Source organism: Kitasatospora cystarginea (genome assembly GCF_039533515.1).
GTDB lineage: Bacteria > Actinomycetota > Actinomycetes > Streptomycetales > Streptomycetaceae > Kitasatospora > Kitasatospora cystarginea.
In genome coordinates this window covers 1-24,980 of record NZ_BAAATR010000064.1, presented here as the reverse complement: position 1 = coordinate 24,980, position 24,980 = coordinate 1, and the positions used below count along the sequence as shown (strand labels likewise).

Annotated in this window: 26 protein-coding genes and 3 pseudogenes; 19 read left to right on the top strand and 10 right to left on the bottom strand. The window is 70.8% G+C overall.

Annotated features, from left to right (window positions below; translation table 11 throughout):
- Positions 1-218: 218 nt before the first annotated feature.
- Positions 219-1,511, bottom strand: coding sequence for a serine hydrolase domain-containing protein (locus ABD369_RS37560; protein WP_344641138.1), 1,293 nt, complete (start codon positions 1,509-1,511; stop codon positions 219-221).
- 526 nt (positions 1,512-2,037) lie between these two features.
- Entirely contained in the window at positions 2,038-2,631 is a 594-nt protein-coding gene (locus ABD369_RS37555; RefSeq protein ID WP_344641137.1) for a choice-of-anchor C family protein, read from the bottom strand.
- A 458-nt stretch (positions 2,632-3,089) separates the two neighbouring features.
- Between ABD369_RS37555 and ABD369_RS37550 the strand changes: the two genes are divergently transcribed.
- Genes ABD369_RS37550 through ABD369_RS37540 form a run of 3 tightly spaced genes read left to right on the top strand, consistent with a single transcriptional unit; the run spans position 3,090 to position 4,677 of the window.
- Positions 3,090-3,473, top strand: a complete 384-nt coding sequence (locus tag ABD369_RS37550) for an ArsR/SmtB family transcription factor (RefSeq protein WP_344641136.1) — start codon at positions 3,090-3,092, stop codon at positions 3,471-3,473.
- Positions 3,470-4,219, top strand: a complete 750-nt coding sequence (locus tag ABD369_RS37545) for an aquaporin (protein WP_344641135.1) — start codon at positions 3,470-3,472, stop codon at positions 4,217-4,219. Before ABD369_RS37550 ends, ABD369_RS37545 begins: the two co-directional genes overlap by 4 nt.
- A gap of 38 nt (positions 4,220-4,257) precedes the next feature.
- Positions 4,258-4,677: an arsenate reductase ArsC gene (locus ABD369_RS37540; protein WP_344641134.1), complete on the top strand. Its 420-nt coding sequence runs from the start codon at positions 4,258-4,260 to the stop codon at positions 4,675-4,677.
- A 70-nt stretch (positions 4,678-4,747) separates the two neighbouring features.
- On the opposite strand, the gene ABD369_RS37535 is transcribed toward ABD369_RS37540, so the two are convergent.
- The gene (locus ABD369_RS37535) at positions 4,748-5,251 is read right to left on the bottom strand and encodes a GNAT family N-acetyltransferase (protein WP_344641133.1); all 504 of its coding nucleotides are present in this window, start codon (positions 5,249-5,251) and stop codon (positions 4,748-4,750) included.
- Between the two features lie 725 nt (positions 5,252-5,976).
- Between ABD369_RS37535 and ABD369_RS37530 the strand changes: the two are divergent.
- Positions 5,977-6,222: pseudogene (locus tag ABD369_RS37530) on the top strand (Lrp/AsnC ligand binding domain-containing protein); the annotation flags it as partial.
- Positions 6,223-6,337: 115 nt separating this feature from the next.
- Positions 6,338-6,982 carry a hypothetical protein gene (locus ABD369_RS37525; protein ID WP_344641132.1) on the top strand — a complete coding sequence of 215 codons (645 nt, stop codon included), beginning with the start codon at positions 6,338-6,340 and terminating at the stop codon, positions 6,980-6,982.
- A 54-nt stretch (positions 6,983-7,036) separates the two neighbouring features.
- Here the strand turns inward: ABD369_RS37525 and ABD369_RS37520 are convergent, their stop codons facing one another.
- Positions 7,037-7,342: a hypothetical protein gene (locus ABD369_RS37520; protein WP_344641131.1), complete on the bottom strand. Its 306-nt coding sequence runs from the start codon at positions 7,340-7,342 to the stop codon at positions 7,037-7,039.
- A gap of 9 nt (positions 7,343-7,351) precedes the next feature.
- Positions 7,352-7,549, bottom strand: coding sequence for a hypothetical protein (locus ABD369_RS37515; RefSeq protein ID WP_344641130.1), 198 nt, complete (start codon positions 7,547-7,549; stop codon positions 7,352-7,354).
- Positions 7,550-8,202: 653 nt separating this feature from the next.
- Here ABD369_RS37515 and ABD369_RS37510 point away from each other — a divergent pair.
- Positions 8,203-8,694, top strand: coding sequence for a hypothetical protein (locus ABD369_RS37510; protein ID WP_344641129.1), 492 nt, complete (start codon positions 8,203-8,205; stop codon positions 8,692-8,694).
- Positions 8,695-9,415: 721 nt separating this feature from the next.
- Entirely contained in the window at positions 9,416-10,111 is a 696-nt protein-coding gene (locus ABD369_RS37505) for a ribonuclease FAU-1 family protein (RefSeq protein ID WP_344641128.1), read from the top strand.
- 634 nt (positions 10,112-10,745) lie between these two features.
- On the opposite strand, the gene ABD369_RS37500 is transcribed toward ABD369_RS37505, so the two are convergent.
- Entirely contained in the window at positions 10,746-11,267 is a 522-nt protein-coding gene (locus tag ABD369_RS37500; protein ID WP_425557863.1) for a MarR family winged helix-turn-helix transcriptional regulator, read from the bottom strand.
- Between the two features lie 240 nt (positions 11,268-11,507).
- On the opposite strand from ABD369_RS37500, the pseudogene ABD369_RS41390 reads away from it, so the two are divergent.
- Both ABD369_RS41390 and ABD369_RS37490 read left to right on the top strand, forming a co-directional pair.
- Positions 11,508-11,624, top strand: a pseudogene (locus ABD369_RS41390) (alkene reductase); the annotation flags it as partial.
- 227 nt (positions 11,625-11,851) lie between these two features.
- On the top strand, positions 11,852-12,427 hold the full coding sequence (locus ABD369_RS37490; RefSeq protein WP_344641126.1) for a TetR/AcrR family transcriptional regulator: 576 nt from the start codon (positions 11,852-11,854) through the stop codon (positions 12,425-12,427).
- Positions 12,428-12,507: 80 nt separating this feature from the next.
- On the opposite strand, the pseudogene ABD369_RS37485 reads toward ABD369_RS37490, so the two are convergent.
- A pseudogene (locus tag ABD369_RS37485) lies at positions 12,508-12,579 on the bottom strand (short-chain dehydrogenase); the annotation flags it as partial.
- A 187-nt stretch (positions 12,580-12,766) separates the two neighbouring features.
- Positions 12,767-13,453 carry a hypothetical protein gene (locus tag ABD369_RS37480; protein ID WP_344641125.1) on the bottom strand — a complete coding sequence of 229 codons (687 nt, stop codon included), beginning with the start codon at positions 13,451-13,453 and terminating at the stop codon, positions 12,767-12,769.
- Between the two features lie 580 nt (positions 13,454-14,033).
- On the opposite strand from ABD369_RS37480, the gene ABD369_RS37475 reads away from it, so the two are divergent.
- Both ABD369_RS37475 and ABD369_RS37470 read left to right on the top strand, forming a co-directional pair.
- Positions 14,034-14,855: a class II aldolase/adducin family protein gene (locus ABD369_RS37475; RefSeq protein WP_344641124.1), complete on the top strand. Its 822-nt coding sequence runs from the start codon at positions 14,034-14,036 to the stop codon at positions 14,853-14,855.
- A gap of 76 nt (positions 14,856-14,931) precedes the next feature.
- Positions 14,932-15,963: a 2-dehydropantoate 2-reductase gene (locus ABD369_RS37470; protein ID WP_344641123.1), complete on the top strand. Its 1,032-nt coding sequence runs from the start codon at positions 14,932-14,934 to the stop codon at positions 15,961-15,963.
- Between the two features lie 56 nt (positions 15,964-16,019).
- Here the strand turns inward: ABD369_RS37470 and ABD369_RS37465 are convergent, their stop codons facing one another.
- On the bottom strand, positions 16,020-16,559 hold the full coding sequence (locus ABD369_RS37465) for a DUF1707 SHOCT-like domain-containing protein (RefSeq protein WP_344641122.1): 540 nt from the start codon (positions 16,557-16,559) through the stop codon (positions 16,020-16,022).
- 112 nt (positions 16,560-16,671) lie between these two features.
- Here ABD369_RS37465 and ABD369_RS37460 point away from each other — a divergent pair, with 112 nt between their 5' ends.
- The 3 genes from ABD369_RS37460 to ABD369_RS37450 all read left to right on the top strand — a co-directional run bounded on the left by ABD369_RS37460 (position 16,672) and on the right by ABD369_RS37450 (position 19,182).
- Positions 16,672-16,968, top strand: coding sequence for a TetR/AcrR family transcriptional regulator C-terminal domain-containing protein (locus ABD369_RS37460; RefSeq protein WP_344641121.1), 297 nt, complete (start codon positions 16,672-16,674; stop codon positions 16,966-16,968).
- Between the two features lie 1,103 nt (positions 16,969-18,071).
- The gene (locus ABD369_RS37455) at positions 18,072-19,049 is read left to right on the top strand and encodes a serine hydrolase (protein ID WP_344641120.1); all 978 of its coding nucleotides are present in this window, start codon (positions 18,072-18,074) and stop codon (positions 19,047-19,049) included.
- A 10-nt stretch (positions 19,050-19,059) separates the two neighbouring features.
- Positions 19,060-19,182, top strand: coding sequence for a hypothetical protein (locus ABD369_RS37450; RefSeq protein WP_344641119.1), 123 nt, complete (start codon positions 19,060-19,062; stop codon positions 19,180-19,182).
- A gap of 224 nt (positions 19,183-19,406) precedes the next feature.
- Here ABD369_RS37450 and ABD369_RS37445 read toward each other — a convergent pair whose 3' ends face one another.
- Positions 19,407-20,342 (bottom strand): LysR family transcriptional regulator, encoded by a 936-nt coding sequence (locus tag ABD369_RS37445; protein ID WP_344641118.1) that lies wholly within the window; start codon positions 20,340-20,342, stop codon positions 19,407-19,409.
- A 113-nt stretch (positions 20,343-20,455) separates the two neighbouring features.
- On the opposite strand from ABD369_RS37445, the gene ABD369_RS37440 reads away from it, so the two are divergent.
- The 5 genes from ABD369_RS37440 (at position 20,456) to ABD369_RS37420 (ending at position 24,941) form a co-directional block, all read left to right on the top strand.
- Positions 20,456-21,346 carry an NAD-dependent epimerase/dehydratase family protein gene (locus ABD369_RS37440; RefSeq protein WP_344641117.1) on the top strand — a complete coding sequence of 297 codons (891 nt, stop codon included), beginning with the start codon at positions 20,456-20,458 and terminating at the stop codon, positions 21,344-21,346.
- Positions 21,343-22,242 (top strand): aldo/keto reductase, encoded by a 900-nt coding sequence (locus ABD369_RS37435; protein ID WP_344641116.1) that lies wholly within the window; start codon positions 21,343-21,345, stop codon positions 22,240-22,242. The genes ABD369_RS37440 and ABD369_RS37435 overlap by 4 nt, the downstream gene beginning before the upstream one ends.
- Positions 22,243-22,761: 519 nt before the next feature.
- On the top strand, positions 22,762-23,487 hold the full coding sequence (locus ABD369_RS37430) for an AAA family ATPase (protein ID WP_344641115.1): 726 nt from the start codon (positions 22,762-22,764) through the stop codon (positions 23,485-23,487).
- 45 nt (positions 23,488-23,532) lie between these two features.
- Positions 23,533-23,787, top strand: coding sequence for a hypothetical protein (locus ABD369_RS37425; protein WP_344641114.1), 255 nt, complete (start codon positions 23,533-23,535; stop codon positions 23,785-23,787).
- A complete protein-coding gene (locus ABD369_RS37420; protein ID WP_344641113.1) occupies positions 23,754-24,941 on the top strand; it encodes a hypothetical protein in 1,188 nt (395 codons plus the stop codon). Before ABD369_RS37425 ends, ABD369_RS37420 begins: the two co-directional genes overlap by 34 nt.
- The last annotated feature ends 39 nt before the right edge of the window (positions 24,942-24,980 follow it).

Sequence of the window (24,980 nt, the reverse complement as noted above, 5' to 3'; positions counted from 1 at the left end):
ATGGACCTTAGACAAGCCCTATCGTCGCAGGTCAGCGGCACTCCTCAGTCTTTTGATCACGCCTCGGACAGCCCTGCTCGTGAAAGCGCGAGGTTAGGCCCGGACGGGCAAACCCGCGCTGCGCATGGAAGCGGCCGGGCGCGCCTCCTGTCCGCCCTGGTCTACCCCCCGACCGGGCTGGGCCCGCCGCTCGTACCGCGGGCCCCGGTGTGCCCGTGCTATCGGGTGAGTCCGAACGAGGTGACGAGCAGGCGGCTGGCGTAGGGGGTCTCCGCCCCGGCGAGGCCGGTCGGGTTCACCGAGTAGACCACCTTGCGGCTCAGGTCACGGGTGGCGAACACCCCGCTGGTGTAGCCGGGCCGGGAACCGGTCTTGCCCCAGGCGACCAGGCCGCCCTGCTCGATCCGCTCCAGGCCCATGCTCATGCAGGCCCGGGAGGACGGACCCTTGCCGCAGTCATTGTTGTGGAAGTTCGGCACGTCGGGCACGGTGAACAGGTTCTCCTGGACCGAGGCCGGCAGCAGCCGGCCCTGGAACAGAGCTGAGAAGAACCGGTCCAGATCGGACGCGCTGGAGATCAGGCCGCCCTCGGCCCACGGCCAGGGGCTCTGCTCGGTGACGTCGGCCTGGTGCGTGGTGCCGTCCGGGTCGGTCACAGTCAGGTAGGCGTGCGAACTCGGGTGCGGCAGAGCCGGGTTGTCGGCATCGGGCACCGACGTCTGGTGCAGGCCGAGCGGCCGGATGATCCGATCCCGCACCTCATGGGCAAAGCTGTGCCCGGTCACCCGCTCGATGACCATCCCGGCGAGGAAGGTGTTCATCCCGTTGTACTGCTGCGCGGTACCGGGATCAAAGTTCATCGTCGGAACCTGCTGCGCGGTACCGGGCTGGGAGTCCGTCGGTTGACCCTTCAGCGTGGCGACGACCTGCTCCGGCGTCCAACTGTCGAGCCGGTGAGCCTCGAACCAGGCGGTCGAGCCGTCCCCCCACATCTCCTCCGAACCGGTGGGAAGCCCGCTGGTGTGGTTGAGCAGTTCGCCCACTGTGACCAGCGGGAACTTCTTGGGCAGCACACCCGGCAGGTACTGCTGCACCGTACCGTCGAGATCCAGCCGCCGTTCACCCGCGAGTTGCAGTACGACGGCCGTGGTGAACACCTTGGAGATGCTACCGATTCGGAACCGGCCGTTGGGATCCACCGCCTGGCCTGTCGCCAGGTCGCCGGTGCCGGAGGCGCCCTGGAAGCTCCCGGCGCTCCCGCTGACCCGGACCAACGCGCCGGTGACATCGGGGGTGGGGTGCTGGTCGAGCACCTTCTGGATCGCCGCGGGGTCAAGCGGCGGCAGCAGTGCGACGGCCGTGTGCGATATGCCGTTCGCGGCTCCGGCGGCCGGTACCGGCGCGGCCGGGGCCGCGAAGGCGGGCGCACTCGCGCCGATCGTCACGGCGGTCAGCAGTGCTCCACCGGCGACCAAGAGGGCCCAACGGGTACGGTTCGCGCGAGTGTTCACGAGGAGGTGCTCCAAACAGACTGGTGGATCCGGCCGACAGACCTCGGCCCGATGACTGAGGTACTGTCAGGACCCTGCTCAGGCCCGCCATCGGGGAAGATCCCAGTTTCTGCCCGTAGTTGATCTCAGGGTTTCCCCGGAGAGGCCCCCGGCCGAACTGAACCGGGGTCGGATCAGGCAGAGCCGCCTTGAGTCCCGGTCTGCCAGTCGGGCACGGCCAACTCGTCATCCCGAAGTGACCACATCGACAGCTCGCCCTGACCGGGAACCTCGCACGACCCGCAACTGGTGGGAGCGGTACTCATCGTTCGCGTCTTCAACGGTGAACCCGGCGGACGAGAGGATGGCTGCCATCGCCCGCATCATGGCCACCGCGATCTCGCTCGGATGCCGCCGAAGGGGATCGTCCAGCCGCCGAACGGGAGTGGGCGTGCTGTCGGCAGATGGAGCGCGGGAGCGAACCGGCTGGGCGAACGTCAGGTGGTTTCGCGTCCCTTGATCTCACCCAGCCCGCGTGCCGAGCCTGTCAGCCGTTGCCGCAAGTCGGGCAGGGTGCGCAGCGCTCGATCCGGACGTTGTCGACGACCGGCCCGCGCGGGCCGGTCGTCGTTGTGCTGGCGAAGGTGACGGTGGTCGCGGAGTTGGCGGCCTGGAAGGTGAACTGCCGGTTGACGTATCCCATGTTCGTGAGCGACTTGCCAGTGGTGTTGAAGGAGAAGTCCTGGTAGTCCTGCCCGTCGATGAGGGCGCGGCCGGTCTTGAGCGTCGGGGCGCCCGTGGGGTTCCCGGCCAGGGCGTAGGTGACGGTGTAGGTCGCACCGGGGACGGTGGTGAAGGTCTGGGCCACCGCACCGGGCCCGGCGCCGTTGAGGTCGACGGACTGGTCTCCTTCCGCCGCCTGCCAGAAGCCTGCGCCGATCAGGTCGACGGTCCCCGCGGTGACCTGCCACGGCCCGATGGCCTGCCCTGCGGACAGTTCGGTGAAGCTGCTGGCTGTCGCCCTCGGGTACTCGAAGCTGCCGTCGTCGAAGCGGCTGACGGTCTGCGCCGAGGCCGTGGCGCCAGCACCGGCGAGCAGGACAGAGGTGACGGCGATGGCACCGGCGCGCATGGCAAGCATGGATTTCCCTCCCGAACGTTTGGCACCACACTAAATTGATGCGTTCACGAATAAGATAAGCAGATCTGAGACCGAGGCAAAGACCTCGAAAGAAAGACATACAATCACAACACATGATGTTTTATCGGCGTCATCGCCTTCCCGAAGCGCCATGAACCGAATAGCCATGAACCGAATAGTTCGGCAGGAGCGTTCGCCTAACGCGACCGGAGTCCTCGGAATGGCACTGTCGCATTGGCTAATCGAGTGGAATGATCTTCAGATTGGTCGCACCTGGAGGGGATCGCTCGTGTCGCCCATACCGCTGCCATAGAGGGGGCCACCGAGCTTCGAGGTCGACGACGCACAGGGCGAGCCGAACACGGGGCATGACGACATCCCCGACCTGAGCTGCTATATCGACATCTGTCGATATAGCAGGCTTGCCTCTCTAAGTAGATGGCTGTCAACATAGACGCATGTCGAAATCAGAGCTGGTCGTCCTCGGGCAGGACGACGCCGCGGTGTGCTGCTCGCCGATGGTCCGCGAGCCGCTGGGCGAGGAGGCCGCCGTCGACCTGGCGCGGATGTTCAAGGCGCTGTCGGACCCGGTGCGGCTGCGCCTGCTGTCGCTGATCGCCTCCTATGAGGGCGGCGAGGCCTGTGTCTGCGACCTGACCGGCCCCTTCGACGTCTCCCAGCCGACGATCTCCCACCACCTGAAGGTGCTGCGCGAGGCCGGCCTGGTCGGCTCCGAGCGGCGCGGGACCTGGGTCTACTACTGGGTCCTGCCCGCGGCCTTGGCCAAGCTGTCCTCCCTGCTCCGGACCCCGTCCGGCACCGCCGCGGGGGATGTGAGATGACCGCGATCGCACCGCTGGGCCGCCGGACGGCCGTCGAGTTCGTCGGGACCGGCGCGCTCGTCGCGGTGGTGGTCGGCTCCGGCATCCAGGCCACCAAGCTCTCCCAGGACATCGGCGTGCAGCTGCTGGCCAACTCCGAAGCCACCGTCTTCGGCCTCGGGGTGCTGATCGCCCTGCTCGGCCCGGTCTCCGGCGCCCACTTCAACCCGGCCGTGACCCTCGCGGCCTGGTGGACAGGTCGCCGCGGCGGTGAGGGACCGAGCCCACGGGAGGTCGCCGCCTACCTCCCGGCCCAGATCACCGGGGCGATCGGCGGGGCGGTGCTGGCGGACGCGATGTTCGCCGAGCCGCTGGTGCGCTGGTCCACCCACGACCGCTCCGGCCCGCACCTATGGCTGGGCGAGGTCGTGGCGACCGCCGGCCTGGTGCTCCTGATCTTCGGCCTGGCCCGCACCGGCCGCTCGCACTTCGCGCCGGTCGCGGTCGCCTCCTACATCGGCGCGGCGTACTGGTTCACCTCCTCCACCAGCTTCGCCAACCCCGCGGTAACGATCGGCCGGGCCTTCACCGACACCTTCGCCGGCATCGCCCCCGCCTCGCTGCCGGCGTTCGTCGCTGCCCAGCTCGTCGGCCTGGTGGTCGGCGTCGCCCTGGTTGCCGTGCTGTTCGGCCGGCCCGCCCCGGCCGCCGAGGATGAGGTGGTCGTCCCGCACGGCGAGCGCCACCCGGCCGCCTCCGCCCACTGAACCCCCCGTCACCACACACCTGCCCGAAGGAAGAACCCGTGAGCTCTCCCGCCGTCCCGTCCGTGCTGTTCGTCTGCGTCCACAACGCCGGCCGCTCCCAGATGGCCGCCGCCTTCCTCGCTCGCCTCGGTGGCGACCGGGTCGAGGTCCGCTCGGCCGGCTCCGCGCCCGCCGACATCGTGAATCCGGCCGTGGTCGAGGCCATGAAGGAGGTCGGGATCGACGTCTCCGCCGAGGTGCCGAAGGTACTCACCGTCGAGGCGGTGCAGGCGTCCGACGTAGTGATCACCATGGGCTGCGGGGACGCCTGCCCGTACTTCCCCGGAAAGCAGTACCTGGACTGGCAGCTCGACGACCCGGCCAGCCAGGGCGTGGACGCCGTCCGCCCGATCCGCGACCAGATCGAGCAGCGCATCCGCGGCCTGCTCGCCGAGCTCGGCATCGAGACCGCCGCATGACCCTCGCCACGGTGACCGTCACGGTGCTGTTCCCGGAGCACACTTCTTAGCCCCGGGCTTCGACCGGGTGTTACGCGTCGGGGTGCGCCGGCAGGGCGAGCCAGCCCGCCCAGGAGATCTCGCGGCCCAGGAAGCGCGGCTGCTCGAACGGCCAGTCGGCGGCGATCCACTGCGGCACCAGCGCGTCCAGGGCCTGCTCGACCTTGCCACCCACCAGCTCGTCCACCACCCACCAGGAGATCTCGCCGTCCGCGCCAGCCCTCTCCGGCGGGTCGATGTAGACGCAGCCGAGCAGGGCCGTCTCCGCCGCATCGAACAGCGCGTAGTTGAAGGACTGGTGTGCGGCGATCTCCTTCTCGTGCCGCAACAGGTCGGCCTGGTCGGCCTCGTAGGTCATGGTGGCCGCGGGCCAGCCCCAGGCCGGGCCGAAGATGGTCCACAGCCGCTCGCGCGAGCCCATCACGGCCGGATAGTCGAGCGGGGTGTCCGCCTCCCGGATCGGCCGCAGGTGATGGCCGCCGCCCGGCAGCGGTACCAGGACGGGGTGGACGAAGTCATCGGGGAGCCAGCTCATGGCGCCCGACCGTAGCACCGCGCGGGCGTCTGCTCCCCTGGATTTTCTCGGTACCGACGCGCGGACCGCCGTCCCGGCGCACCCGGGCTGAGCGAGTTGAACCCAGTCGGCGCGAGGACGTACAACGGCGACAACAGTGCCTCCTGAATCACTCGTTGGCGTAGATGACCTTCAAGCTGCCACGAGGCCCTGCTTTCATGCCCGGCAGCGACCGCGATCACCCGGTCGAGACTCCCGTTCGGCGGACGACCCGGCCCCGCACAGTGACGTGGCCGCCCGCACGGACCACGATCCCGCACCAGGCGGCACACACGCTTCTCGCCCTCGCCGACGGTCTGACCACCCACGTCCTGATCGGCCACCTGCCCCGATCGGCGAAAGTCACGCGGCGGGCCTGCTGCCGCGTGACGCCGTGCCCAGCATCGGGCCGCGGGCGGGACGACCGAAGCGCATTGCAGCTGGCAAAGACGCGCCGCGCTCACCCGTTGCCGAACTCATGCACGCCCCATCAGGCGGTCTCATCGTGGTAGAAGCCCACGCCGATCTCGGTGTTCGCCGGAATGATCTGGGCTTGGCAGTGCGGAGGGTCGTTGCGCCGCATTGTCTGGAACTGCACGGCGGCGACGTCGGTAGCCCGCCACCTGACCGGCCGGCCCTCACGGAGGTGCTCGCGCCGCCGTCAGCGTCGCACTGCCATGGGCAGGGCGAGCAGCCGGCGGTCGGTGGTCGGCTCCGCGGCGTGGATGGGCGAGTCCGCCGCGGCCTTCACCACGATCCCGGAGCTCGAAGAGGCCCACATCATCGCTGGGAGCGCCTCAGTCCTGATGAAGGTGCACACCCAGACCACCGAGCAACTGCAGGACGTGCTACGGCGCTTGTACACCATCGACGGAGTGGGTGGCACGCAGGCGACGGTCGCCCTGTCGCCGCCGCAAAAGAGCGCCTCGGCGTCGCGCTGCCCGACGAATTGAAGGTGCTCTACCGGGTGACGCGGGCTCGTTGGTAGGACTGGGAAGCCGTGCCCCCGTACAGTCTGACCAAGACGCACGCCGTCGGCCGCGTCCGGAACACCAAGAGGAGCACCCTTTGGCACACAACGCAGACACTCATCTCAGCGTGACGTCCACCATCGCCGTCCTGCGTGCCGAGCTTCCTGAACTCGAGCGGCATCAGCAGAGGCTGGAAGCGGAACTGGCCGCCGTCACCGGTCGGCTGGAAGCGGCGCGGGACGCGCTGCGCGCCCTGCAGTCGCTGTCCGCCGTCCCACTGCCCAAGGAGACGGTCGGCCAAGCCCAGCGATCGTCGACTGAGCCGTCCGGCGAGCAGGACACCGCGGGCGCGGCGGCAGCGCCCGGGCGCAGGCGGGCCGCTGCCCGCAGGAAGGCCGCCTCCCCAACCGAGCCGCAGCGGCGGACCGCGACACGCCGCAAGGCCGCCGGGAAGGCTGCCAAGACGACGAAGACACGCGAGCGCGCCGTGCCGAAGAAGACCACGACCGCCGCGTCCGAGCCGGTTGAGGCGCGCAAGCGCACCCCCGGGCTGTCCGCAGGCATCCTGGCGTACCTGGCCGAGGTGAAGGAACCGGTCCGGGCCGCACAGGTCACCCAGGCCCTTGGCCGTGAGACCACCCCCGCCAACGTCAACGCCGTACGCACCAGCCTCGAACGGGCCGTGAAAGCGTCCCAGGCACAGCGCACCGGCCGCGGTCTCTACCAGGCACTCCCCCACTGACACCCGGCCCCACAGCGCGCCGATCCGGCTCGAGCGCCACCGCCAGCGGCAGTTTCAGCCCTGCTCATCGAGGGCTTCGTACGCTGCCGGGGGTTCGACAAGCTCAGGATGACGCAACACGTACTGATCGCCCTTGAGCGCAAGCATCGCCCAATGCCACGCCTCGTCATGGAAGACCAGGCCACGGAACGGCGTGCCGGGCGGCTCGTAGGGGTAGTGCTGCGTGGCTACTTCGTCGGCCTGCGCCAACGTCATGGCACCATAGGTGCGCATGACCCAGGCATACCTGGTTCGTTCGCCCTTCAAGTACTGCGCGTACTCGTCCTCGGGCCACTCCGGCCACTCCCGATCGTCCTCCACCAAGCGATGCTAACCCCACGGGATCAAGAGTGCGCCTGGTCTCTGGCCTTCCCGTCGGACGTCCTCGGCCTGCTTCATGTCGGCGCGGGTGGCCTCACCATCGCCGACACCGGGTCCCTGCACACCGAGGTTCTCGGCTTGTGACCACGACAGCATGACGACCCGCAGGGCGAAGATCCGATACGCGGCGCCGGCGCTGGCGGACATCACCGAGGCTCTGCTACGGATCGACAAGGCGCTCGGCTTCTCCCCGCTAACCCCCGGAGCGGCCCGCCGCGGCGTTAGGGCCGGCCGTAGCCGAAGACCCGACGTCGACCGCACGGGCGCTCTCGCTGCTCGCGCGGGCGCAGGCCGTCTCGACCGAGACCATGGCTGATGTTCCGTCAGAAGACCTACGGCATACATGCCCGCGACCTGGCCGGGGAGCGTCATGCGCCTCGAAAAGACGAACGTCCTGATTCCGGGCGCCGGCCGCCTGCAGGGGCATCCAACTACCGACTGTAAAACGTGAGTTGATTCATCGCCGGGCGCCGGGAGGAAGGTTCCTGTGGCGTAGTCAGCACGACGGCATGGACCCCCGATCATCGCGCGCAGCTCCTCCGTGAGCCGCTGCGCCTCGGCCGCATGGCCGGGATGGCCGGGATGGCCGGTTCCTGGTGCCGTCGCTCGCCCACACTCCCCGCCCGACCGAGTGCTGTCGCCGTCCAGCGGGTGCCAGATGGGCGCGGCGGGTGCGCACTACACCGGGTCCGCGATGAAAAAGATTGGATCCGGGGTGCAACGCGAAGGGCTGCCCGCGGCGTTCAAGGAAGTGAGGTGCTCCGCCGTGGGCGCCCAACTCACTTCAAGGGGACTTCTTGATGATGCGTCATCTCGGCTTCGCCGCCGCCGGCGTGGCCAGTGCGGCCCTCACCCTGACCGCGCTCGGCACGACCACCGCGTCGGCTGCCCCCCAGCCCGCCCGCTCGGGTGGCACGATCTCGGCGGGTGCGCCGACGGCCGACTGCGGGGGTAACCCGTACCACCTGCGGGTCCTCCAGGCCATTGACGCGAGCCCCTCCGGCAGGTCACTGACCGCCCGGAACACCAAGTACTTCTGCGGCTTCGACGACGGTTACTTCGCCCCGGTGGGCAAGCCCACGAAGTTCCACTTCGCGCCCGGTGCCAAGGCCACCCTGCTCAACGGCGTCCACGAGGAGAAGGTGAGCCTGACCGACCTTCTCCGGCGCGTCCACACCTGCAAGAGCAACCGCAGTGCCGTCCACTGGCCCTCCTCCTGCAACAACCAGTACGTGATCACGGTGAACAAAGCCGGTGCGATCACGACCATCGCCCAGCGCTACCACCCCTGATCCACCCATCCGTCCGGGCTGCCGGCCGACCCCGGCTCGCAGCCCTGACGGAAGCACGCAAGCGGAAGCGGCGGCCCGTCGGCACGGCGGGCCGCCGCTTCGGCTCTGAGCATGCGGTACGGGGCGAGCGATGGCGCCTGCCGCCGATCCGACGAGCCCCGCACTCCGATCGCGGTCACCACGACGCCGGACCGAGTCGCTGGCGCCGGGCCGTGGCCGCCTCCTCGATGTGTCCATCCGAGTGCGTCTGCGATGGAGGCCCCTCGTCCGGTCAGGCCCTGGTTGTGCACGCCGTCGTCGACGCCGTACCGCCGCCACACACCCCTGACGCCGGCGACGTGCTGCACGATCTCAAGGAGCTCGCCGTCGGAGTCGAGTCGGCTTCCCCACCTCCGCTGACTTCCGGTGGTGGGTCTTGCCGCTGCCCTGGTGAGTTTCCCGTGTCGGTGCAGGCCAGCGGCCGGTTAGATGCGGGGCTGGCTTGTTCGGGTGGCGGCGGGGTTCGGCGGGACGCCGGGGCGGGCATGGCCTACGGCATGACGACTTCCTCAACCGGACGCTGCCGTCCCGCCACATCGGCCGTCCCTGCACTTTCTGCTCGGGTCCGCGCCGTGAGGCCGCCGACTCCGGCCCGGCCGGGCGGCGGGTGCTGCCGGACCTGGTCCAGCGAGCACCTTACGCCCGACGGGATGGTCGTCCGGACGACCTGGCACGAGCCCGCGTGCACGACGTGGGGCCGGCGGTGACCGCCCCGGCGGCGCCGGGGACTCGCTTCGCGCCCGGCGCCACGGTGGTGCACCGCGACATTCACGCGGGCCGCGTGTGGTCAGCCCAGCCGTACCGAGCGCTGGCCGACACCGGCACGGTGCTGGAGCTCGGCTACTGGCCCGGCATCCGCTCCCTCGCCCCGACCGCCTGGACCACCGCGTTGCGCACCGGCGACGACGCCGTCCGCAAGAGCGGCCTGCAGAATCTCGCGGCCGGCATTTGGGAGCTCGGCCCGTGGGCCTGGCAGCACACCGTCGTCCGGGCCCGCTTCGAGGCCGGGGAGATGTTCTCCCTGCACTACTTCCAGGAGCCGGACAGCGGCGAGCCGTTGCGCCTGTACGTGAACTTCGAGCGCCCGGCGGTCCGGACGCGGATCGGGATCGACACCCTGGACCTGCTCGTCGACCTGGTGATCGAGCCCGACCTGTCCGGCTACGTCTTCAAGGACGAGGACGAGTACGCCCACGGACGGCGGCTCGGTTTCATCACTGACGCCGACCACCGTCTGGTCGAGCAGGCACGTCAGCGCGCTCTCGGCCTCCTCCAGGACCGGGCCGGACCGTTCGCCGACCCGTGGCCCACCTGGGCGCCGGACGCGGCCTGGCCGCTGCCCGTCCTACCCGACGGAGCCGACCGGGCGGCGCTGTAGACCGCCGGGATGGCTGGCCCGTTGGCTCCGCAGCCGGGCCGGACGGTAGGTCACCTGCCCGCGTCCGCCGGTGCGGTGCGGGCACTGACTGATCGCGGGCTTGCCGGGGGCAGTCGTTCGGCGGCCCGGGAAGGCAGAACAGCGATCGAAGGGGCGGGCTGCACCAGCCCGCCCCTTCGCCGTACTGCGCCCTACAGCTCGCTGCACCGGCACGCGCGTCGGCTCTCGTCGCCGAGCGGGTGTCAGATCGGCGCGGGCCGGTCCGCGCTGGATGAGGTCCTCGATGCGGGCGGCGCCGACCGGGACGGTGGCGAGCATCTCGGTGGTGGCCGGGTTCCCCACAGCGGCCATCCACAGGTCCGCCACCACCTGCGCACCCCGGCCGGTGACCTTCAGCCGGACCGCCAGGTTCAGTCAGCGGCCAGCCACCTGCAAGGCGCAGGTGCATGAGCCACGGTGAACACGGCCGCCGTGTTGCGGCCCTGACCGGCATCGATGCGCCGAATCCCGTTAGGAGCGGGCGCGTTGCACCCGGTGTTGCACCCGTCCTCGCTGCGTCGACCGGTTCCGGCGAGCGGCCGCCATCCAGCTGCTGCGCCGGGCAACTGGTCACCTTTGGTTCCCGCAGAAGGCGCTACCGCTCCGTGTCTGCGCGTGCGGGGTCGGCGGCGGCCTGTACGAGGTTCCGCTCCAGGCGCTCCAGGGTATCCAGAGCCGCAGTGCACTCGTCGGCGGTCAGGCCCGCGGTCACGAGGTCCTCGAGCTGGCTCCAGCTCTGCTCGACCTCCCGGCGCAGGGCGTGGCTGGCCGCGGTGGGTTCGATGAGTGATGCGCGCTTGTCGGTGGGTGAAGGGCGGCGGCGGACGAAACCGGCCTGTTCCAGGCGCTGGACGGTCCGGGTCATGGTGGCGGCGTCGGAGTCCAGCAGTCGCACCAGGTCGGCCTGGCGCTGTGCGCCGAGTTCCCACAGGTGCATCATGACCAGCTCCTGGCCCGGGTGCAGGCCGATGCGGCGCAGTAGTTGTCCGGCGAACATGCGGTGCAGGCGGGCCAGGCGGAAGATCGCGTGACTGATCGGCCCGCCGCCGGCTGCGGCCGGCACCGGGACGCTCGCCTCCTGACCCGTTCCCGCGGGACTCTTCCCGACCTTCGACATGGACTGCGACATCTATTCCTCACTTTCCTGCTCAAGCAGCTTGATTCTACCTTCTGATTCGCTTGCTTGTCGGGGGCATTCTGGCCGCGTGGCACATACGGGCAGATAGAGGAACATGGCGTGCGTCACACTACTCCCGGGGAGCGGCTTCATCACGTTTACTTGTTCGAGCAGGTATTTACTCGGCGTTGGTCAGGAAGTGCCGCACCGCGGAGCATCGCTTCCCCCGAAGGAAGGACCATGACCACTGCTTTCGATCCGATCGTCCTGGGCGGCAAGCGCCTGGCCAGCCGCGTCGTGATGGCGCCGATGACCCGCAGCCGCGCCTTCGGGTTGGGCGCGGAGCCGACCGGCCTGGCCTACCTGCACGTGCTGGAAGGCCCGGACCGGGAGCTGACCCTGGAGCTGCGCAAGCAGTTCCCCGGTGATCAGGACCGTCTTCTTGCTGGTCGTCAAGGGTTCTTCCCGTCAAGCGCAACCCGCATTGACCCACACCCGGGGAACTCCCCGATTAACTGCACAGCAATCGGGGAGCTCCCCGATTGTCCAAGTAGACTGATCCCCCGACGAAGGGAGCAGCAGCCTTGACCACCCGCCCGAGCCCGTTGCGTGCCGATGCCCGCCGCAACCGGGAGCGCATCCTCGAAGCGGCCGTTCGCGCCTTCTCCGAGAAGGGCGCGGACGTTGCGATCGATGCGATCGCCAAGGCCGCGGGCGTCGGCTCGGCCACGCTCTACCGCCACTTCCCCACCCGCGAGGCGCTCATCGAGGCGGCCTACCGCAACGAGCTGGCCCGGGTCTGCGAAAGCGTCGCGGAGCTGCTGGCCGACTTCCCGCCGGATAGGGCGATGCGCCTGTGGATGGACAGGTTCATCGACTACCTGGCCGCCAAGCACGGCATGGCGGACGCCCTGCGGGCCGCGGTCGCCTCCGGTGCGGACCCCTTCGCCGAGACCCTCGACAAACTCCGCACCGCGATCGACACCCTGCTGCACGCCGGCGCCGAAGCCGGTCTCCTCCGCTCGGACATCGACCCCCTCGACGTCGGCCTCAGCCTCAGCGGCATCTCACTGATCACCAGCACTCCCGCCCAACGCGAACGAGCCGGCCGCCTCCTCGACCTGCTCCTCGACGGCCTCCGCTACGAAACAGGCCGATAGCCCGGGCGGCGGGCGGCGGATCACCCGGCCGCGATCGGGCCGAGGTAGGTGCCGGAGACGTCGATGATCTGGCCGGTCAGTCAGCGGCTCTGCGGACCCGCCAGGAAGGCCACCACATCGGCGATGTCCTCCGGCTCGCCGAGCCGACCGAGTGGATGCCCGCGTTGCCGCCGGCGGCTCTGCAACACCACCTGGGAGGAGGTGCACTGGTGGCGCGCTGCGGCCATCGGGTGCTGCGGTGGCCGGCGCCGGCGCGCAGCCTCGTGTGAGGACGTACCCGGGAGTGGCCCGACCCCCGGTGTCGGGGATCGGGCCGGTGGTTCGCACAGGTCTTTCGGGTCAGCGGGTCGGTGGGTGGGTCAGCAGGTCGGCGTGGTGGACGGTGAAGCCGCCTTGGACGACCGGGGCGAACGGGGCCGGCGCCATGCAGGTGCCGACCACCGGCTGCACGGGGTGGCCGTGGGCGTCCACGTCGAGGTTGACGACACCCCAGGAGAAGCCGAGACGGTCATTGCTGTGGCCGGGGGTGTCCTTGGTGGCGCCGTCGTAGACGCTCAGTCCGATCCGCTGGCCGACGTTCCCGACCTCCGACTTGGTGACGACGGCGGTGAGGGTGGCGACCCGGTCGCCGGTCACCAGGCAGTCCACGGCGGCCTCGTCATGGTAGGTGTTCCCGCTTGCGGCATCGCGGTGCGAGAAGCGGACGGTGCCGCGGGCGTCGGTGGGCAGGCCTTCCTTGAGTGCGGGGACGTCGGGGAAGCGCCGGGTGTAGGGGGCGGCCTGGGCGTCGATGCTGAACCGGATCTCGTCGGCGGCGGCGAAGGCGTAGAAGATGCGTCCCGAGCCGGTGACGCTCGCCAGCTGCGCGGGCCGGTTCGAGCCGCGAGCTTCGGCGGTGTCGGCAGCGGATGCCGCGGTGACCCCGGTGAGCGTAGCGAGTGCCAGCCCGGCGCTCGTCACGGCGACGCCGAGGCGGCGGGGTCGGCGCACGGCGCCGAAGGTCCGGGCGGTGGAGGCGCGGAACACGGTGAACTCCCTTCGTCGGCGGCCCCGGTGGCCGCCGTCTCACTGCCCACCAGCCTCGCTGCCAGGGCCCCAGACGGACCATCTGCCGATCGGGACGTATTCCGCCCAGCGGCACGCCCCGAATGTGCCGATCGGCACGGCCCCGCGCCTGGACCTCGGTCCATACGCTGCTCGGGTGAGACCTTCAACTGGACGGGAGCGGCACACAGGAGGTACGACCGCGTCGGTGGGTCAACGGCCTGGCCCTCGGCGGAAGCCGAAGCAGCGCGGTGCTGCGATGCGGCGACCTGGCCCGGCTGCCCAGCTTCCGCCACCTTGCGCAACCTCGCCATCGGCCTGCTGCGCAAGGCCGGTTGGGCCAACATCGCCGCCGCCGACCACTACCGTTCACGCTTCGACCACGCCACCGCACTCCTCGAGATCACCTACTGAGAACGCATCATCCCTGACCGCCGCAGCGAGGCCAACTGCCCATGCTGCCAACACCTCCTGCATCGTTGCTTGCTGAAGTTGGAGTATGTTTTCGCCAGTTCGCAGACTCTGTCCGCCCCGCCCCCACCGCCGCAGCCCGGGAGTCGCCATGTCCGCACCGCACCACCCCGCCGACCCGTACGCGCAGTCGGACGTCGTGGGCCCGGCCCCGGACGGGGTGACCCTGCCGGTGCCGCCGGTCTTCGACTCGGTGGAGGAGGAGCGGCAGTACCGGAAGGAGCAGCTGGCGGCGGGCTTCCGCCTCTTCGGCCGGTTCGGCTTCTCGGAGGGCGTCGCCGGGCACATCACCGTACGCGACCCGGAGAACCCGAACTGGTTCTGGGTGAACCCGTTCGGCATGAGCTTCAATCAGATCAAGGCCTCCGACCTGATCCTGGTCGACCACGAGGGCACCCTGCTGCACGGCAACCGGCCGGTGAACCAGGCCGCGTTCGTGATCCACTCCCAGGTGCACGCGGCCCGCCCGGACGCGATCGCCGCCGCACACTCGCACTCGCTGTACGGCAAGGCCTTCTCCAGCCTCGGCATCCCGCTCGATCCGATAACCCAGGACGCCTGCGTCTTCTTCGAGGACCACGGCCTGTACAGCGACTACCGGGGCGTGGTGAACAAGGTCGAGGAGGGCAAGCGGGTGGCCGCGGCGCTGGGCGGCCACAAGGCCGTGATCCTGCAGAACCACGGCCTGCTGACGGTTGGTCAGTCCGTGGCCGAGGCGGTCTGGTGGTTCATCACCATGGAGCGCTCCTGCCAGGCGCAGCTGCTGGCGATGGCTGCCGGCACCCCGAAGCTGATCGACCGCGAGACCGCGCTGATCACCCGCGGCCAGATCGGACACTCGCTGGCAGGCTGGTTCCAGGCCCGCCCGCTGTGGGACCAGATCACCGTCTCCGACCCCGACCTCTTCGACTGACCCGCCCCCACACCCGTCTGTCCGCCCCTGAACCCCTCCCTGCCCCCGTCCGTCCCGCCTTCACCCGGAGCAGCCCGTGCCCACCACCCCTGCCCAGCCCCGGCTCCGGGTCGCCGTGTTCGGCGCCGGATCGATCGGCTGCCATCTCGGCGGCATGCTCGCCGCGACCGCCGAGGTCACCCTGATCGGCCGGCCGGCCGCGATGGCGGCGATCGACGCGGACGGGCTGACCCTCACCGGCCCGGGCCAGGCCCGTCGCGAGATACGGGACTTGACCACCGCCGACCCGAAGGCTGCGGCCGGCGCCGACTACGTCCTGGTCACGGTGAAGTCCGCCGACACCGCGGCCGCCGCCCGGGAGCTCGCCCCGCACCTCGGCCCCGACACGGTGGTGGTCAGCTTCCAGAACGGTCTGCGCAACCCGGACGTCCTGCGGAGCGCACTGCCGTCCCACCGGGTGGTGGCCGGCATGGTCCCGTACAACGTGGTGCGGACCGGTCCCGCCGCCTTCCATCAGGGCAGCGGCGGGGCGCTGATGCTGGCGGCCGACGAAGGCGCGAACGCTCTCGCCGACGCGGCCGGGGCGAGCGGTCTGCTGCTGGAGCTGCGGCCGGACATGCCGGCCGTCCAAGCGGCGAAGCTGCTGATGAACCTCAACAACGCGCTCAACGCACTCTCCGGCCTGCCACTGCGCGAGCAGGTCGGGCAGCGGGCGTACCGGCTGTGCCTGGCACGCTGCCAGCGGGAGGCGCTGGCAGCGTTCCGGGCCACCGGGGTGACGCCGGCCAAGCTCGGCCCGGTGGCGCCGGGGTTGATGCCACACGTCCTTGGCCTGCCGGACGCGCTGTTCCATCGGCTGGCGGGGGCGAGCCTGCGGATCGACGCCGCCGCCCGCTCCTCGATGTGGGAGGACCTCCAGCGGGCTCGCCCGACCGAGATCGACTCACTACAGGGAGAGATCGTCGCCCTGGCCGAGCGCCAGGGCCTCACCGCCCCCGCCAACGCCCGCCTGATCACCCTCGTCCGCGAAGCCGAGACGGCCGCCCCCGGCACCGCCCGCTACTGGTCAGGCCCCGCCCTGCTCGCCGAACTCGCCTCGGCCCGCTGACACCTGTCGTGGTCCACAGTAGAAACCGACGCCACCAGTGCTCCCCCGAGTGCGCCTCAACGCCGCGCGTGGCGGATCTTCAACCGGCCGAGCCCCATGCTCCCGGAGATCCGGATCCTCGGCCCGTCTGGGCGGGGGCGCCGCCGGGTCCTGTAGAGAGGGTCCTTCCACCCGGTGCGCAGATCCTCGATGTCGACGATCGCGTCGCGAGGTACCGTGATCTTGGCGCTGCCCGAGCCGAGTTGAAACTCGATGTCGACCGCCGGATGGTCGATGACCGCCCGGGACAGGTCCAGGTGCACCCTTCCGAGTGCGGACGCGACCTTGAGGATCCGAGGTACCCGCCATGCGCCGCGCCGCTGGATCCGTCCGCTGACAACGGCAATCGTGGACGTGTCGCCTGCATCTTCCGGGAGCGAGGCCAGAGCCGACACGAGCGCACGGTGCGTCTTGGCGGTGAGCACCTCGTGGAGGCGTTCCTCCAGCTCCCCGTGCGAGAGATGCCCCTCGCCGTACGCCTCCTGCAGGCGCTGTACGGCCGTGTCGCGGTCGTCTTCGCTGATCAGTGACGGCCAGCCGTCGGACCCGCCGGCCACGGCCTTCACCGTCCCCTGCGCTTGTGGGCACGGACCGGCGGCGGGACGAGATTCCACAGCCCCCCGGCGACCACGATCGGATCCACCATGCCCCCTCGAGAACCTCAGCCTCATGGCCGTTCTGAACGGCTACGTCGAGGGTGCCGTCCGTGACGAGGTCAGCTGGGCCGAGGAGGTCCGCCGCAGCGGGCTCAGCGAGTCCGAGTGGGTGGCGCGGAGCTACCCGTACGTCCAGCAGCTACTGAAGCGCGGGGAGTACCCGATCTTCACCAAGATTGCGATGGAGGCGCGCCAGCCGCACCTGAGCCGCGACGACCAGTTCCGGTACGGGCTGGAACGCGTCCTTGACTGCGTCGCCGCGAGTCTCCCGTCACCTGCGCGGCGGCCGCGGCCAGGCCCAGCTCGGTGAGCCCCCAGATGTCTTCGGCGTCACCGTCCTCGTTCCGGCCGGGTTCCGGCGGCAACGCGCCGGGCCGGACGGTCGTCCTCCCCCGCGCTTCGACCAGCTCGTGGTCCTCCAGGTCTTTCAGCGCGGCGCAGGTGTGGTTGACCCGCGTGTGGGTGGGGCGGGCAGGCTTCCGGACGTGGTTGGTGGAGGCCGCCCTGGCACGCCGAGCACGTCCGGGCGGATCGGCGCGGTCGACCGCCACGGATGGGCGGCGCAGGCGGGGAAGTTCACTGGGGGCTCGACCGGCTCTTGGAGGGGTCCCGGTCACCTTGATGGCGTTTCCCCAACGAGGTACGGCGGCTTCGGCGGGTGCTTCCCAGCGGGCCGCTGAGGGGGATCCACGGCCCTCCTGAGGTTCTGTCAGGCCCACAGGACGCCGACCGTGGGCGGAGAACCGCCGGCCCCGGTTGCTCCACTCTCCACCGCCACAGGGTCGCCGGCCCTTCCAGGAGCAGGCTCGGAGCGCGGGGAACACTGCTTGCGGCCGGCGAGTCGGCCCTGAGCGAGCTTGGAGACCGGGCCGGTAGCGGACAGGGCGCCTGTGTGCAGCGAGTTCGCTACCGATACGGTGGAGGCCGTTGCAGACCTGGGGGGCCAACGTGGACCGATGCATTTTCCTGACAGGATCAACTTTCGTCGTTGCGGCGGCAGTTGGCCTGTCCCTCAACCGGCTGTCGCAGACGCTGGAGTAGACCCCTGGGCCGGTGGCGGGCAAGGCGTCGGTGCCATGTCCCGGGCGGCCCCTGCCGCCTCGCACCTCCAACGAAGAGAGCTTGAAGAGGCCCTTTCCGTCGGTGAGTTGACCTGATGCTGTCAGGTCGGCTCAGGACATCGCGGACCGCCGAGCCGTATGACCTCCAACGCGAGATGGCGCCCTTCGCCTGTCATGCCCTGACACCGGACTCCAACGACCGGGCACGCGAGCCACCAGCCGCGTGATCTCGAAACACAGCGCACGGCTGGGGAACCGCGACCTCCGACGGCGCGCGGTGGCTCCTGGCACCGGATCGCTCGACCTCGTTCCTGGGACGGCTCCGCCCGTCTCCCGAAAGGATTCCTTCCTGATGACAGCTTTCCATCACCTCCGCATACGCCGCCCGCTCGCGCGGCTGGCCGCGGGCGCGGCAGCAGCGCTGCTGGTGTCCGCCGTACCCACCGCCGCACAGGCGACGCCCCGCCCCACGCGGAGCACCCCGAAGTACTGCGCCTCCGCGCACAACCCCCAGCTGGCAGCCCGTCTGTCCCAGGACATCGCAAGCGCCCTGGCGGGCCGTAAGGACACCGTGGCCTTCGCGATATCGGACGCCAAGACCGGTGTGTCCTGCGCCGACCACGCCACCGTGCACTTTGACTCGGCGAGCGTCATCAAGGCGACCATCATGGGCGCCGTGCTGCGCCGTGCCGAGGACGAGAACCACCGGTACCTGACCGACTGGGAGGACCAGAACCTCCAGCAGATGATCACGGCGTCCGACAACACTGCGGCCACCAATCTGTGGAAGAGCCTGGGCATGCCCCGCCTCCAGGCTTTCCTGCAACTGGCCGGGATGAAGGACACCCAGCTGGGCGCCGACGGCTTCTGGGGTCTGACACAGATCACCGCAGCCGACGAGCTGAAGATGCTGGACGTCTTCACCGACAACCCGAACGTGCTCACCCCTGCGGGGAAGGCGTACGCCCTCGGGCTGATGAGCCAGGTGGAGGCCGACCAGCGCTGGGGCACCCCCTTCGGAGCGCCGGCCACGGTCTCCGTGCACCTGAAGAACGGCTGGCTGCCGCGGGCGACCCACGGCTGGCGGGTGCACAGCCTGGGCATCTTCACCAGCGCGGACAAGGACTACCGGATGGCGGTCCTGAGCCAGGACAACGCCACCGAGGAGTACGGGATCGACACGATCCAGGCGCTCGCGTCGGTGGTGCATCGCGACCTCAACGGCGGTGCCGCCAGCCACGCTGCCGGAGTCGCTCCCCACGGCGGCGATGACACCGGTGCGCCCGAGGTCTCCGACGGCTCGGCGCCGTTCGGGCCGGTCGCACACTGACGCACGCCGAATGAATCCGGTAGGCCTCGCACTCGGGGTGCGCGGGGCGGTGGCCGACCTCCGGCTGGCCGCCGAGGCGGGCCCGGCCGCCGCCGAGATGCTCACCGGCGTCCTCCGGGGAAGCCCGGATTGAGGACCTGGTGCAGCACGGGCCCGCCGCGCCGATCCGGCACCCGCACGACCTGCGGCCAGAGCCGTAGGTCGTGCGGGCGGACCGAGCCGTAGGCGCCGGACGTCGGCCGGGGACGTACGAGGGGGCGGGACGCTGTGGCCCGCCCCCTCGCCGATCGCCGTTCCTCCTACCCGGGCCGCCGGAGGCGGTCGACCGGGCGTGGATCGGCGCCCGTCAGTCGCGGTCTACGAAGCCGGGCTGGCCGGCGCCTCTGCCTGGTCGACGAGTCGAGATGCCAGCTCCTCGGCCAGCCGTGCGGCGGGACCGCGACGGCGGCGGGAGAGGGCCAGGCCCAGGTGGCGGCGCGGGCTCGGCTCGGCCAGCGGGAGCGCGACCAGCTCCGGGTGCCGGGTCAGGCCGATCTCGGGGATCAGTGCGATGCCGATGCCGGCGCGGACGAGTGACTGGGCGAAGTCGTAGTCCGTCGCGGTGCACGAGATCCGCAGCTCGACGCGGACCAGGTCGGCGTGGCGGGCGAGCTGGGCAGCGGACTTGCGGCAGCCCAGGATCCAGCGCTGGTCGGCGAGTTCGGCCAGATGCGGTGGCTCGGGCCGGGCCCGGTAGCGGGTCGCGGCCGGGTGGCGGCGCGGCAGCACCACCCGCAGCGGGTCCGTACCGAGGGATATCCAGTCCAGGCCGGACCGGTCGCCGGGCCGGGCGGGCGGCGGGCCGTCGAAGTGGTAGGCGAGGGCGAGGTCGGCCCGCCCCTCGCGGACGGCGGGCAGGCTCTCCTCCGGCTCCGCCTCCAGGATCGTCAGCTCCACCTCCGGGTGGTCGGCGGCGAATCCGGCCAGGGCGGTGGGCAGCAGCCGCCGGCCCGCGCTGGTGAAGGTGGCGACGGTGAGTGCGGTCCGTTCGGCGGTCAGTCGGTCGATGCGCTGCCGGGTGTCGGCCAGTTCGGCGGCGATCACGTCTGCGGCCTCCACCAGCAGGCGGCCCGCGTCCGTCAGCGTGACGCCGCGGGTGGAACGTTCGACCACGGACATGCCGAGGCTTCGCTCCAGCGCGGCGATCTGCTGGGAGACGGCCGAGGGTGTGCAGTGCAGCGCCAGAGCTGCCTGGTTGAAGCTGCCGTGGCGGGCGACCTCGCGCAGCACGGCCAGCCGCTGGACGTCGATCAACAGTTCTCCTAATGGCGAGGTGTCACGATGGACACTACCGCTGTTGATCACAGCCGAGCAGACTGATCGCCGAGGACACCAAGACACGGACTGGGCTGGGAGGAGGCCGCGACATGGACGTATGCGTGATCGGCGGAAGCCGCTACTTCGGACGACGGCTGATCGAGGAACTACGGGACACGGGCGCGGCGGTGACCGTCGTCAACCGAGGTTCATCGCCCCCGCCGCAGGGCGTGACCCATCTGCGCGCCGACCGCGACGACGAAGCCGCGCTGCGCACCGCGCTCGCCGACCGGCGCTTCGATGTCGTGGTCGACCAGGTCTGCTACACGCCGCTCCAAGCGGCCATCGCCGCCCGGGCCTTCGCCGATCGCACCCGGCGCTACCTGCTGACCTCCACGGTCGAGGTCTACGCCGAGCTCGGCCGACCGGGCGGGGAGGCCGTCCCGGAGGAGGCCGTCGATCCGTCGACGTGGCAGGTGGACCTTGAACTCCCCTGGGAAGACCAGCGGTTCCGGGACGACCACTACGGCGAGGGCAAGCGCCAGGCGGAGGCACTGCTCACCCGGGAGGCCTCCTTCGACGTCGCTGCCGTCCGTACCGCACACGTCCTCGGCGGCGGCGACTTCACCGGGCGGCTCGCCCACTACGTCGAGCGGATCCGGCACGGCCTGCCGGTAGTCGTCCACGACACGCCGCAGCCCGCGTCCTTCGTCCACGAGGCGGAGATCGCCCGCTTCCTGGCCTGGGCCGCAGCGGCGGACTTCACCGGTCCCGTCAACGCGGCGTCGCACGGGACGCTGGACGCACGCGAGATGTGCGCGGCGGTCGGCCGCGCGGTCGGCATGGAGCCGGCGCTGGTCAGCGGGACGGACGATCCCGTCTCGCCGTTCTCCTTCGATCGCTGCTACGCGATGGACACCGGCCGGGCGGCCCACCTGGGCTTCCGGTTCTCGTCGATCGCCGACTGGCTGCCGCACGTCCTCAAGGAGGCCCGGCGATGAGGCAGAATCCGGCTGCGCACGTCGCCGCCCGCACCGTCGGCGGCGTCGTGGTGGGTGCCATCGGCCTTGGCGCGATGCCCCTCTCCGTCGAGGGACGCCCGCACGAGGAGCAGGCGGTCACCGTGATCCGCGCCGCGCTGGACGCGGGCGTACGACTGATCGACACCGCCGACTCCTACCACTGGCACGCGGACGAACTCGGCCACAACGAACGGCTGATCGCCCGCGCGCTGGCCGCCTACGGCAGTGGCTCGGACGACGTCCTGGTGGCGTCCAAGGGTGGCCGGGGCCGGCCCGGCGACGGATCGTGGACGGTCAACGGCGACCCGCGCCACCTGCGCCGCGCGGCCGAGGCCTCGGCGGCCCGGCTCGGCGTGGAGGCGATCGGCCTCTACCAGTTGCACAAGCCGGACCCGGCCGTCCCCTTCGCCGACTCGGTCGGCGCGCTTCGGGACCTGGCCGATGCCGGGACGATCCGGATGGTCGGCCTCTCCAACGTGGACCGTGACCAGATCCACACGGCGCGGGAGATCCTCGGCCCACGTCTGGTCTCGGTGCAGAACCGTTTCTCCCCGGCGCATCCGTCCACCCGGGACACCCTCGACCTGTGCACCGAGCTCGGCCTGGCATTCCTGCCGTGGAGCCCGCTCGGCGGGATCTCACCCAGCGCCGTCGACGGTCCGGGGACCACCGTGCCGGCGCTGGACACGCCCTTCCACGCCCTCGCCCGCGTTCATGGTGTCAGCCCGCAACAGGTCTGCCTGGCCTGGCACCTGGCGCAATCGCCGGTGGTGGTCCCGATCCCGGGCGCACGCCGACCGGCCTCCATCCGCGACTCGGCTGCGGCGGCCGGACTCACGCTGTCGGCGGCGGAGCTGGCGAAGCTGCGCCTTTGACGCTTCGGCCAGGAAGTGGACAGCACTGGATCTGGATAGCGGCCGCCACCGGCGGGTAGCCCTCCCGGATGCGCCCCTGGGTAGCCCGGAGGACCGCACCCGCGCCCGACCAGCCCGGGCAGGCAGCACGGGACGGCGCGGGAATCTGCCCGACCGTCACCGGAGAGCGTCACTTGATGACACAGCGCATCGGCACCCAAGTGACACCATCCACTCCTCCACGAGCCGACAGGACGGAGGCTTCGTCAGGACGGAAGGCGCCTTCCTGGGCAGCTGCCTGCTAACCGGCCGGACGAGCGGCGGAAGCGACGGCTGACGGCTGACGGCTGACGGCTGACGGCTGACGGCTGACGGCTGACGGCTGACGGGAGCAGCCGGTAGGGTCCTGCTCGGTTACCAGCAAGTAGTGGTTGAACACCGACACAACGTCACAGTCTCGTCCGGGGCCCTCGGATGGGACTGCGATGGCGTGGAGATGACGGATCATCTCGGAAACTCGAGCGCTGTGGGGGTGCGTGGGTGACGACGTTCGGTGAGATGTTGCTGGAGTTGCGGCGGGCTGCGGGACTGACGCAGGAGGAGCTGGCCGAGGCCGCTGGGTTGGCGGCCCGGTCGATCCGGGATCTGGAGCGGGGCCGCCGGGCGCGGCCGCAGCGTCGCACGGTGGAGTTGCTGGCGACGGCACTGGGGCTGGCGGACGCCGACGCTGCCGCACTGCTAGCCGCCAGCCGCTCCGGTCGGCAGGCGGGGCCGCCTGCCGATGACGGTGCGACGGGATCCGGTCTGCTCGATCGCCACAGCCAGCTGGCGGTACTGGAACGTGCGGCCGGTGCGGCCCGGGCCGGCCAGGGGGCGGTGGTGCTGGTGCGGGCGGGCGCGGGGATGGGGAAGACCTCGCTGGTGAACGCCTGGGCCGCCGCCGAGCAGGCGCGGGGGACGCGGGTGGTGCGTGCCAGCGGGGCAGAACTGGAGCAGGACTTCGCCTTCGCGGCACTACGGCAGTTGGCCGAGCCGTTACTGGCCCGGGCCGGTCGGGCCGGCCGCGAGCGCCTGTTGTCGGGCCCCGCGGAGTTGGCGTCGCACGCCTTGCGCGTGGATGGAACCGGCGACGAAGGGCTGTCGCCCGAGGCGTCACTGGGTGTTCTGCACCGCCTGTACTGGTTGATGGTGCATGTCGCGGATGACGGTCCGCTCGCTCTGGTGGTCGACGACGTGCACTGGGCCGACGGCCCGTCCCTCCGGTAGCTGGCCTACCTGGCGCGGCGTCTGCGTGGTCTGCCGCTGCTGCTGGTGCTGGTGCTGGTGCTGGCGGCACGGTCGGACAGCGGCACGCAGGCCGAGCCGCTGCTGGAGCAGATCGCCGGACAGCCGGACTGCCTTCCGGTCGGGCTGCCGGCGCTGGGCGCCGACAGCGTGGCCCGGCTGGTGCGGGCGAGTCTGGGGCAGGAGGCCGAACCACGGTTCGTCACGGTCTGCGCCGAGGCGACACAGGGCAACCCCTCGCTCGCGAGGTGTCGTGGTACCTGCAGGCCCAGATGCTGCTGATCGGTCATGAGCAGTTGTCCACCCTCCCCGCGGCCCGGCAGCACGCCGGACGGCTGTGGGACCACAAGCTGGCCGGTGACACCCCGGGTGAGTGCGCGGTCCTGGCCGCGCTTTCCGCCTCGGCCGTCACCGGGGACGCCAGCGCCTCGGTCACCAACGACCTCCTCGACCGGGCCCTGCGCGGCGGGCTGGCGGGGATGGACCAGTCGCAGATGCTCGTGAGCCTGGCCGGGCTGGCGTTCGTGACCACCGACCGTCTCGACGACGCGGCGGCACGGTTCGACCAGATCGCCGACGTGGGCGGGCGGTGGGGCTCGTTCCTCATGCTGTCGGCGGCGACGATGTGGCAGCTGATGGTCCGGGCGCGCCGTGGTCAACAGCTCGCGCTCATCACGGACTTCGGGCATCCCGCCACGACGACCGGGGAGGGCGTGGAGCACCGGGTGCGGCTGGGGATGATGGCCCAGGTGGGCGAATCGCTGTTGGAGCGGTGCGACCCGGCCGCGGCGGAGCGGGTACTGGTGCCGGATGCCGACACCGATCGGGCGGGCTGGCTGTGGCAGGGGCCGATGCTCCTGGTACGCAGCCGCGTGCACGCGGCGCGGGGCAATCCGGCCGCCGCCCTGGCGGTCCTGCTGGAGTACGGTGCACAGGAGAAGCGGGCACAGGTCGCGAATCCGACCGTGACGCCCTGGCGGTCCCGGGCGGCGCTGCTGCACCTGGCGCTCGGACAGCGCGCGGACGCGCTCCGGCTGGCCACCGAGGAGCTGGAGTTGGCCCACCGGTGCGGTACCGAGCGAGTGATCGGCGTGGTGTCGCGCTGCCTGGGCGTCGTCCTGGGCGGCCCTGCCGGGGAAGCCTTCCTGCGCGAGCCGTGGCCGTGCTGGAGCGGTCTCCGGCCCGCCTGGAGCTGGCCCGGGCCCAGTACGAGCTGGGGGTCGCCCTGTCGCGCAGCGGCGAGGCCGACCAGGCCCGCCGGATCCTCAGCCCGGCGCTGGAACTCGCGGAGACCTGCGGGAGTGTCCTGCTGGCCGGTCGGGTACGCCGGGCGTTGGCCGCGCTCGGGGTGCGCCCGAAAGCCGCGCCAGCGGTGGCTCCTAGCCCCGTACTTCGCAGGTCACCGTTTCAGGTCTGTGGCCAGCGGGTTCGGGTGACTTCGATGCCGAGGAGTTCGAGGAGGTGGAGTTGGACGC